Raw genomic sequence first — 9,873 nt, 5'->3', positions numbered from 1 at the left:
TCTGGTTCGACCAGGAATTTGGCCAAGCGGGTCTTCGTTAGCCTGGGCCTTATGCGGCGTCGCGGACCTTGGTGTCCCTACGATCTAAAGCACAGGTCCGTGCTTTCAGAACACGCTAGGCGCGGGGCAGGACCTGGATGAGCATGAAGACCAGGCCGGCGGTCAGCAATGCGAGGGCGGCAAGGCCGGCCCAGCCGGCGGGGGTCAGCAGGCGGGCGGTTGGGCGGGAGCGAGCGGGCATGGCGCCATGATATGGCGCCGCTCACGGCGGCGCTAGGCGCGGTCGAGATTGGCCCACCAGTCGCCATAGGGTGTGTTGCGGGCCATATGGCGGTTGAGGTCCGGCGCGCCGTCGTCCCACCACACGGGGCCGCGTTCACCCAGGCCGACCTTGGCCGTGTTGACCCTGCTTCGCGCCTTCGCGAGCGCTTGGGGGTCGCCCTTGGCCAGCGCCGTGAGAACCGCGCGGCGGGCGTCCATCAAGGCGTCGACCAGGGTCTGGCGGTGCTCTGGCGACAGATCGGGATTGCTCCGTCGCCAGAGCCGGCCGCGCACCACGAGGTAGCGGCCGTCCGGCGTGATGGGCGGCGGGGCCTTCATCGGGAGAGTTCGATCCAGGCCGGGGCGTGGTCGCTGGCGCCATCCAGACCCCGGACCCAGCGATCGACGCCAGAGTCCGTCAGCTGACTGGCCAGGTCGGGCGAAAGCAACAGATGATCGATCCGCAGGCCTTTGTCCTTGGGCCATCGCTCGTGCAGGTACGACCAATAGGTCCAGGGCGCGGCGTACGGGTGGATGGCGCGCAGGGCGTCGGTCCAGCCCTGGTCCAGAAGGCGCTGGAAGGCCGCGCGACTTTCAGGGCGCAGCAAGGCGTCGCCGCTATACGAGTGGTTGGGATAAATGTCGGCCTCGGTCGGTACGACATTATAGTCGCCGGCCAGGATGACGGGCGCGCCGGTGGCGAGGAGGCCGTGGGCATGGGCCAGCAGCGCCTCGAACCAGGCCAGCTTGTAGTCGAACTTGGGACCCGGGACCGGGTTGCCGTTGGGCAGGTAAAGGCAGCCGATCAGCACGCCGTTCACCGCCGCCTCGATATAGCGCGACTGGGTCAGGTCTGGATCGCCAGGTAGGGCGGTCCGGGTCAGGACCGGGGTCATGCCCTTGGCCAGGATCGCCACGCCGTTCCAGGTCCGCTGGCCTTTCCAGACCGCGCCATAGCCCATCTGCTCCAGCGCCTCGGCGGGAAAGCGGCCCTGTTCGGCCTTCAACTCTTGCAGGCAGACGACGTCGGGCTGGGCGTCGTCCAGCCATTCGATCAGGCTGTCGAAGCGGCTGATCACATTATTGATGTTGAGGGTGGCGATGCGCACGGAGGGAAAGCGCGGCCGTGGAACGCACGTTCCCAGGGCTGTTCTGCTGCCGGCGCCTAGCGCCGTACCGTCCGGAAGGTCACCGAATAGCGCAGCGCTTCGAGGGCGGGGATGCTGTGCTGCCAGTCGCTGCGCGCCGCCCCGGCCATGAGGTAGGCCGAGCGTGGCGCGGCGATGATCGAGGCGCGGTCCCAACGGTCTCCGGTCTTGCGCCGCAGGCGGAAATGACATGGCGACAACAGGGAGACCCCGGCGATCGCCACGGCCGGCGGTCGATCGCGATGCCAGCCGATCCCCGCGCCGGGCGAGTATTCGGTGACAAGGGCGTGGCGGAAGCTCTCCGGCGCCAGGCCGGTGAAGGCCGCGACCCTGTCCAGCAAGGGGAGCAGCAGATCCGGGATCGGCTCGCCGGTCTCGACCATGCGGCCGGCCTCGTCCTGACGCCAGCCAAAGCCGGCGATCCGGCGATTGCCGAAATAGCCCAGATGCTCATAGGCCTTGAACGGCAGGCCCTGAAAGCTGGCGACGAGGTCGCGCTCCTCGGCGGCGCTGATCAGTTCGGCCTGATAGCGGAAGCCATCGGGCAGAGGCTTCTTGGGGGCCAGCGGTAGGTCGAACAGCGAGGGCTGGTTGTCGATCATCGGCGTCTCAACAGAAATTTCGACCGCGGCGCGCCCAGGACATGTCGCCGTTGTGCGCGTGCGCCCCTGGACCTTTGGCTAGACGAGGAGGGCGGTGTGGTCGGCGGCCTCGGCTGATTTGGTCTCCAGGTTGGAGACCGTGACGCCCAGCAGCCGCACCCCCGCCCGTAGCGGATAGACCGCCCGCACCAGGTCCTGGGCGAGCAGCCGCAGGGTCTGGCCGTCGGTGATGGCGTCGGGAAGCGAACGACGGCGCGTGACCTGCTCGAAGTCGGCGTACTTGACCTTGATCGTCGCGGTGCGTCCGAACTTCTGGGCCTTTTCGCACCAGCCGAAGACCTGGTCGGCCAGGGCTGCGATCTCGGTTTCGATGCGCGCGGTGTCGAAGAGGTCGGTCTCGAAGGTGGTCTCCGAGCCCGAAGATTTGCGCTCGCGATCGGGGATGACCGGGCGCTCGTCGACGCCGCGGGCGATGTCGTGAAACCACGGTCCGGCCCGACCGAAGTGGTGGATCAGGAACTCCAGCGACTGGCGGTGCAGGTCTTCACCCGTCTCGATCTTCAGCGCCTTCATCTTGCGCTCGGTCACCTCGCCCACGCCGTAGAACCGGCTGATCGGCAGGGTGCGCGCGAACGCCTCGCCCTGGCCGGGCGCGACCAGGAACTGGCCGTTGGGCTTGTTCTGGTCGCTGGCCATCTTGGCCAGGAACTTGTTGTAGGAGATGCCCGCCGAGGCGGTCAGGCCCGTCTCTTCCTGGATCCGCGCCCGGATCATCCGGGCCGTCTGGGTGGCGGTGTCGATCCCGGCCTTGTTGGCGGTGACGTCGAGAAAGGCCTCGTCCAGCGACAGCGGTTCGACCAGATCGCTGTAGTCGGCGAAGATCGCCTGGATCTGCTGAGAGGCGGCCTTATAGACCTCCATGCGGCGCGGCACGAAAACAAGGCCAGGGCATTTGCGCAGGGCCGTGCTGGACGGCATGGCCGAGCGCACGCCAAACTTTCGGGCCTCGTAGGTCGCCGCCACGATCACCCCGCGCGCGGCCGGCGAGCCGACCACCACCGGCTTGCCCGCGAGGCTGGGATCGTCGCGCAGTTCGATGGACGCGAAGAAGGCGTCCATGTCGATGTGGATGATCTTACGAGGCGGCGACTCCATGTCCCCAGTTAACTAGCATTCTGTGAACGAAACGGGAACTTTCTCCTTGAGCGGGCGGCCAGGATCGGGTGAAACCGGGGTCTTGCGACGCCGCGTCGCAGCGCGAAGGGCCGTCTGGCTGGTCCATCGTGGGGGCCTTGGGGAGTGTTGTAGCGTGTCGCGTATCGAAGGGGAGTTCCTGACCCTGGCCTTGGAGATCGGCCTGGCGCAAGCCGTCGCCGAGACCCTGAAGGACATAGACCGATCGATCGCCCAATTGCCGGAGACGTTCGGCGCCACGCGCTATCGCCGTCGGCTTGAGGAGCAGCGCACGGCCCTGCGTAACCCGACCTTGCGCAACAGCGCCGCCCTCGTGGTCTCGATGTGCGTCAAGAACCCTGCGCTCACCCCACGTATCCGCCGCGCTTTCGCCGATCTGGTCGAGCGCCACCCCGAGCTGGCGTGGTTCTACGTGCAGCTGCCGGCCGATCCATCGGTCGCGGACCTGCGGCGGGTCGGCTAGGCTTCAACGAACATGCGCCCCTCGCAGCCACTCTTCTGTCGATAACCCTGGGGATCTGCGTGGCCTTAACCGCATCCGGCGGTCGACTCGGCTAAGCGCGGGATCATGAAGCGCGACGAGATCGACCACCTGCTGGATTTCATGGCCGAAGAGGCCAAGGCCAAAGGGGACGATCAGTTCCTGCCTGGCGCCATCACCTTCAATTCCGACACCTGGGTGAAGATGTCGGGCGCGGATCTGCCGACGACCTGCCTCAGCACCATCGTCGGTATCCGCTATCGCGGTATTCGGGTTGTGATCAGCCGCGATCACGAAAACAAGGTCCTCAACCGCGCGGAGGCGGGCGACGAGGGAAAGGCCTTCATGGATCTTGAGCCAAGAGGCTAGAGGTCTGGGTGTTTGCCGGCGTCGGAAAGGCGTGATGGGCGCTCCGTCACCCTCGATCCGAGAAGCGTTCGAATGCGGTGATGCGCCTTGGCGAGAGCCCCGGGTCGTAGCCGTAGATCTCGCGCGCGAGGTAGGCCAGCTCAGCGTCGCGATCCTCCTCAGTGACGTCGGCGTACCAGGCCCTTGGTCCAGCGGCCTCGTCGCCATTCCAGCGGTAACCGCGCTCTTTCAGCCGATCCTTCATCTCGAAGGGGGAGCGGTCGGCGACTATGCGCCAGGTCGGCGCGCGGGCGACTTCCAGGAGATGGGACAGGGCCGTGCGGCCGCTTGTCAGGGGCCGCGCCAGGATCTCCAGACCTGCCAGGCAGTCGTTCTCGGCGCGATGGCCGTCGAAGAAGAAGCCACACTGACTGGCGAGGTAGGAGAGCTTGGTTCCTTCAAAGCCTTCCCCGGCCCAGTCGACCTGGCGCATTGAGCAGGCCCAGCCCTTGAACTTGAAGCTGTCGGAAAGGCGCTCGACGAAGGGGCGGTCGAAGGCGGCGTTGTGGGCCACCACGATCACCGCCGAGGCGATGAAGGCGGCGACCTCGTCCGGATCGATCGCCTGCCCCTCGACCATGGCGTCGGTGATGCCGGTGATCCGGGTGATCTCGGCCGGGATGGGATTGGCGGGCTGGCGCAGGGCGACGAACGGTTCGCCGACCGCGCAGAGGCGCCCCTCGGGATCGTAGTCGAACGGCAGCATCGCCAGTTCGATGATCTCGTGCCGGCGCGGATCAACGCCCGTGGTCTCGGTGTCGAGATAGACGCCGCGCTTCAGCGTCGCTGGATCGGCCCCCGTGAACAGGGTGCAGCCCTCGAACCGCCGCAGCAGGCGATAGCGGCCACTGGCGGCAAGCTGGGCGGCCATGGCTTCCAGGGACTCAAGGTCGAGGGCGTCGGTCACAGGCTCTCAGTTGCCGCCTTTGACGAAGATCGCAAGGTCCAGGCGTTGCCGATATTGGACGTCGACACCGGTTCAGGCCCTAAGCTGGGACCAAGTCTGAGCCGCGGCTTTTTGAGGCCGCGGCTCGTCCGACGTTGGAGCCTATTTGAGGGACGGGGAAGGTCGGGCCACTAACGACGGGCCATGGCGTCGCCGAGGGCGGCGTATCGGCGCAGCGCCGTGGCGGCTAGGTCAGCATGTCCCTGACCAGCGGGATCACCTGCTCGCCATAGAGGCCGATGCTGTCCAGCAGCTTGTCGTGCGCCAGGGCGCCGGCGCTGTACTTCATCTGGAAGCGCGAGGCGCCTAGGGCCCTGACCGTCGCGGCGATCTTGCGGGCGACCGTCTCGGGCGAGCCCACATAGAGCGAGCCATGGGCGGCTTCCTGCTCGAACTCGGCCCGGCTCATGGGCGGCCAGCCGCGTTCGGCCCCGATACGGTCGCGCATGGCCTTGTAGTCGGGCCAAAGGTTCTCACGCGCCTGTTCATCGGTCTTGGCGACATAGCCAGGCGAGTGGACGCCGATCGGCTGGACCGGTTTGTCCAGCTCACCGAAGGCGCGCTTGTAGAGATCCGCGTACGGCAGGAAGCGCTTGGGATCGCCGCCGATGATCGCCAGCATCATGGGCAATTCGTAGCGCGCCGCGCGCACCACCGATTCCGGGCTGCCGCCGACGCCGATCCAGGTCTTGAAGGGCTGGTCGCCCTGGCGCGGGAAGACTTCCTGATTGACCAGGGGCGGGCGGGTTCGGCCCTGCCAGGTGACGGCCCGTTCGCGGAGCAGGGCCGCGAAGAGGTCGAGCTTCTCTTCGAAAAGCTGATTGTACTGCGACAGCTCAAAGCCAAAGAGCGGGAAGGACTCGGTGAATGAACCGCGGCCCAGGATCACCTCGGCCCGGCCGCTCGAGGCCGCATTGAGTGTCGAATAGCGCTGGAAGACGCGGATGGGATCGTCCGAGCTCAGCACCGTGACGGCCGAGCCGAGCTTGATGCGCGAGGTCTGGCCCGCGATCGTGGCCAGCACCATCTCGGGTGAGGAGACGGCGAAGTCGGCGCGGTGGTGTTCGCCGATCCCGAAGAAGTCGACACCGGCGGCCTCGGCGCGCACACCCTCGGCGACGACGTTTCGGATGACCTGGTCGTGGGGCAGCAGCGTCCCATCCGGCCCGGTCGTCACGTCGCCGAAAGTATCCAGTCCAAGTTCGACAACGCTCATGGGGTGCACTCTGTCCTTTTCGGAGCCGTCGGGCGCGGCTGGACCGTTAGATAGGCGCGCAATTCGCCACCGGAAGAGGTGCAGTTTCTTCTCGGTCTGGCGTCAGCGCCTGCCAGGCGCCTGTGCGTGATGGGCTGCCCGGTTAGGCGGGGAGGGGACCGTCATAGGCCGCGCGAGGGCGGAACAGGGCGTGGTCCTGGTATTGCTCCAGGGCGTGGGCGATCCAGCCGACCATCCGGCCGACGGTCGAGACCGCCAGCTCCTCACCCTTGAGGCCCAGCACCTTGCCCAGGAAGATCGTCGGCACGATGAAGTCGGGAGCAGCGCCCGTCAGGTCGTCGATGGTCTCGATCACCAGGCGTAGCGGCGCGAACACGGCCTCGGGGATCTGGCGTTCCAGCGCGGCGAGCAGCGCCTGGGCGCGAGGGTCCTTGTCGGCGTAGAGGTGGCCCCCGAAGCCGGGCAGGGCTTCGCCGACCCGGAAACGCGAGAGCACCGCTTCTTTCGGGGCGCCAGTCATGACCTCGTCCAGGAAGCGCGACACCGTCTCCGCGCGACCCAGGTGCAGGCGGCGGCCACGCCCGGCGACGAGGCCCGCCATCGCCGCCCCGTAGGGCGTAACCCCGGTATTGGCGGCGGCCCGCACGGCGTAGGTCGTCGGATCCAGCTCGTGGTCGGCGGCCAGGACGATGCAGCGCCGGATCAGATCCTCATAGCCGGCCGGCGCGTTCAGCGAGCGGGCCAGGACCTCATGAAGCAGGCCCGGTTCCATCGGGTCGCCGTCGCAGGCGATGGCCGCGAAGCAGCGGATCACCCCGGCCCCGGCGCGGGCGTAGCCGGCCGGCGTCAAGTCGTGGGCGCGCGGGTTGGCGTGCTCGATCAGGCCCAGGAGGCCGATGGCGCGAGGGATGCGAGGGAGGGCGGCGAACGCTTGTCGCGCCGCCTCGTAGCCATCGGGCAGCGTCAGCGAGAGGTCGGCGAAGGCGTCGGGCGCGTTCCACAGGCGGCAAGCCACCTCTTCGAGGGTCGCGGTCTCGGCCAGGTCGATCGCCGAGACGCCGCGATAGAACGGCCCCTTGGCGGTCATCAGGGTGACGGAGGTCGACTTGATCAGGCCGGCGGAGGGATCAGCCGGACGGCCGCGACCGCGCGCCTGGTCGATGTCGGCGCGCCAGTAGCGGCGGCTCTTGGAGCCAGGCTGCCTTTCCGAGCGAATGCCCTTGCGGCTGACATAGGCGTACAGGGTCTGCAGGCTGACGCCGAGGGCGTCGGCGGCTTCGTCCGCGGACATGAACAGGTCGTCGCTCTTCATATTGACGAAATCCGTACAGATTGACGCGGCCAATTACAGGTGGCTCGTATGATCTCAAGCGCATCAAGAAAATACGCATTGATGAGAATCGTCAATGTGAAAGCGCAACGGAGGGAATGACCATGAATGCTCGCTACGGCTTGCTGGGATCGGCCTGTGTCCTGGCGCTTTGCTCCGGATCCTTGGCGATGGCTCAGACCGCGTCCCCGGCGTCTTCGGCGGTTCAGCTGGATGAGGTGGTGGTGACCGCCCAGAAGCGTTCGGAGAACCTGCAGGACGTGCCGCTGACCCTGTCGGTGTTTGGCGCCAAGCAGATCGAGGCCGCCCGCATTGTCCAGGTGCAGGATGTGGCCAACCGCACGCCGGGCCTGGCCTTCGACAACTTCCCGTCCAGCCAGCCACGTCCGGTCCTGCGCGGCATCGGCTCGTCCGATCGCGGCGCGGCCGGCGACCCGTCGGTCTCGGTCTTTGTCGACGAGGTCTATTACGGCCGGCCTTCGGCGGTGGCCTTCGACGCCTTCGACGTCGACCGGATCGAGGTCCTGAAAGGACCGCAAGGCACGCTGCTGGGCAAGAACGTGGTCGGCGGCGCGGTCAGCGTCTTCAACAAGCGCCCCGTGCTGGACGCCTTTGACGCCGGCGCGGCGGTCACGGTCGGAAACTATTCGCGGCGGGAAGGGGCGGGCTTCATCAATGCCCCGGTCGGCGACAAGGCGGCCGTGCGTCTGAGCCTCAGCAAGCGCACCCACGACGGCTATACCAAGAACGCCTTCGCTGGCGGCGCGGCTGAGGACCAGGACACCACCAGCGGCCGCGCGCAGCTGCTGCTTAAGCCGACGGAGACCTTCACGGCCCTGCTGGCCATCGACGGCACGCGCGATCGCGGCGCCGGCGACGCCCGCCACAGCTTCGAGCTGGACCCGACCGCCCCGGCCAGCGCCCTGTGGCGCGTCAACCGCCAGCGCGACCAGTTTTACGCCGAGAGCAACGGCCGCAACGATCGCGACACCTGGGGCGCGCGCGCCAACCTGACCTGGGACCTGCCAGTGGCGACGCTGACCTATATCGGCTCGTACCGGCATCTGGCCTACCACTACGCCGAGGACTTCGATGGCGGCAACCCGACGATCTATGCCCTCAACTTCCGCGGCGCCCAGGATGAGAAGAGCCATTTCCAGAGCCAGGAGCTGCGGCTGTCGGCCCTGCCCAGCTCGAAGCTGCGCTGGGTGGTCGGCGGCTACTCCTACAGCGGCGACACCGACCGGATCGACACGCTGTGGGGCGACATCAAGTCCCGCCCGACACCGCCAGCGACCTACGCCGCTCGCGACCGCTTCATCCAGGCCGCGAGGACCAAAAGCTACGCGGTGTTTGGCGACGCCACCTGGCCGCTGACCGACCAGATCAACGTCTTCGGCGGCCTGCGCTACTCCAAGGACGACAAGGACTATGCGCTGAGCAACCAGGACTCCACGGCCCTGCTGCGCGCCTCTGCCAAGTACGGCATCACCGCCAGCCACGACTGGGACAAGCTGACCTGGCGGCTGGGCGGCGACTATTCGCCGAGCGAGAACGTCATGCTGTACGGCGTGATCTCGACCGGCTTCAAGAGCGGCGGCTTCCAGGACACCCCGTCGACGGCGACCTCGGCGGCCACGCCGTTCAATCCGGAGACGGCGAGACTCTACGAACTGGGGGCCAAGACCACGCTGCTGGATCGCCGCCTGACCTGGAACACCTCGATCTACCAGACCGACTACCAGGACCTGCAGGTGCGCAGCACCCGGGGCTTCGACACCATCACCACCAACGCCGGCAAGGCGCGCATCCGGGGCGTGGAGACCTCGCTCGACGCGCGGGTCGACGAGCATCTGCGCCTGTCGGCGACCTACGCCTACACCGACGGCAAGTTCCTCAGCCTGTTCGATCGCGGGGCCGACCGGTCCGGCAATCGCATGACCCGCAGCCCGCGCCACAAGCTGACCCTGTCGCCCAGCTTCACCCAGCCGCTGGCGTCCGGCGCGCGGCTCGAGGCGGCGATCGACGCCACCTTCGAGAGCAAGGTCTATGACGATCTCGACAACAACCAGATCATCACCCGCAAGCCGAGGTCGCTGGTCGATGGGCGCCTCGTCTATGACAGCGCCGAGGGCCACTGGAGCCTGTCGGTCTGGGGCAAGAACCTGACCAACGACATCTACAAGACCCACCAGGTCGTGTTCCAGGGGACCAACCTGGCGATCTACGCACCGCCGCGTACGGTCGGCGCCACGCTGCGCTGGAAGTACTGACGTGACGGCGATCG

General features: G+C 67.3%; 11 protein-coding genes. 3 read left to right on the top strand and 8 right to left on the bottom strand.

The annotated features are described in order from the left end of the window. Positions 1–115 precede the first annotated feature (115 nt). From AC1RRR_RS07550 to dinB, 5 genes are all read right to left on the bottom strand, one after another. Positions 116–241 (bottom strand): hypothetical protein, encoded by a 126-nt coding sequence (locus AC1RRR_RS07550; protein ID WP_492811859.1) that lies wholly within the window; start codon positions 239–241, stop codon positions 116–118. A 32-nt stretch (positions 242–273) separates the two neighbouring features. Continuing rightward, on the bottom strand, positions 274–600 hold the full coding sequence (locus AC1RRR_RS07545) for a hypothetical protein (RefSeq protein WP_492811857.1): 327 nt from the start codon (positions 598–600) through the stop codon (positions 274–276). After that, positions 597–1,370 carry an exodeoxyribonuclease III gene (locus AC1RRR_RS07540; RefSeq protein WP_492811855.1) on the bottom strand — a complete coding sequence of 258 codons (774 nt, stop codon included), beginning with the start codon at positions 1,368–1,370 and terminating at the stop codon, positions 597–599. Before AC1RRR_RS07540 ends, AC1RRR_RS07545 begins: the two co-directional genes overlap by 4 nt. A gap of 56 nt (positions 1,371–1,426) precedes the next feature. Then, positions 1,427–2,011: an alpha-ketoglutarate-dependent dioxygenase AlkB gene (locus tag AC1RRR_RS07535; protein WP_492811854.1), complete on the bottom strand. Its 585-nt coding sequence runs from the start codon at positions 2,009–2,011 to the stop codon at positions 1,427–1,429. A gap of 78 nt (positions 2,012–2,089) precedes the next feature. Then, positions 2,090–3,166 (bottom strand): DNA polymerase IV, encoded by a 1,077-nt coding sequence (gene dinB / locus AC1RRR_RS07530; protein WP_492811852.1) that lies wholly within the window; start codon positions 3,164–3,166, stop codon positions 2,090–2,092. A gap of 154 nt (positions 3,167–3,320) precedes the next feature. Between dinB and AC1RRR_RS07525 the strand changes: the two genes are divergently transcribed. Continuing rightward, complete coding sequence (locus tag AC1RRR_RS07525) at positions 3,321–3,668, top strand: hypothetical protein (RefSeq protein ID WP_492811850.1); 348 nt, start codon at positions 3,321–3,323, stop codon at positions 3,666–3,668. A 105-nt stretch (positions 3,669–3,773) separates the two neighbouring features. Continuing rightward, positions 3,774–4,055, top strand: coding sequence for a hypothetical protein (locus AC1RRR_RS07520; RefSeq protein ID WP_492811849.1), 282 nt, complete (start codon positions 3,774–3,776; stop codon positions 4,053–4,055). A 46-nt stretch (positions 4,056–4,101) separates the two neighbouring features. Here the strand turns inward: AC1RRR_RS07520 and AC1RRR_RS07515 are convergent, their stop codons facing one another. From AC1RRR_RS07515 to AC1RRR_RS07505, 3 genes are all read right to left on the bottom strand, one after another. Then, entirely contained in the window at positions 4,102–5,001 is a 900-nt protein-coding gene (locus tag AC1RRR_RS07515; protein WP_492811847.1) for a 3'-5' exonuclease, read from the bottom strand. 226 nt (positions 5,002–5,227) lie between these two features. After that, positions 5,228–6,256, bottom strand: a complete 1,029-nt coding sequence (locus AC1RRR_RS07510; RefSeq protein ID WP_492811845.1) for an LLM class flavin-dependent oxidoreductase — start codon at positions 6,254–6,256, stop codon at positions 5,228–5,230. 142 nt (positions 6,257–6,398) lie between these two features. Next, positions 6,399–7,547, bottom strand: a complete 1,149-nt coding sequence (locus AC1RRR_RS07505) for a citrate synthase family protein (RefSeq protein ID WP_492811844.1) — start codon at positions 7,545–7,547, stop codon at positions 6,399–6,401. A gap of 209 nt (positions 7,548–7,756) precedes the next feature. Between AC1RRR_RS07505 and AC1RRR_RS07500 the strand changes: the two genes are divergently transcribed. Next, positions 7,757–9,859: a TonB-dependent receptor gene (locus AC1RRR_RS07500; RefSeq protein ID WP_492811843.1), complete on the top strand. Its 2,103-nt coding sequence runs from the start codon at positions 7,757–7,759 to the stop codon at positions 9,857–9,859. Positions 9,860–9,873 lie beyond the last annotated feature (14 nt).

This window comes from Caulobacter sp. GW821-FHT12D05 (assembly GCF_058807295.1).
The sequence above is the reverse complement of the archived record's forward strand: the minus strand, read 5'-3'. Positions and strand labels throughout refer to the sequence as shown.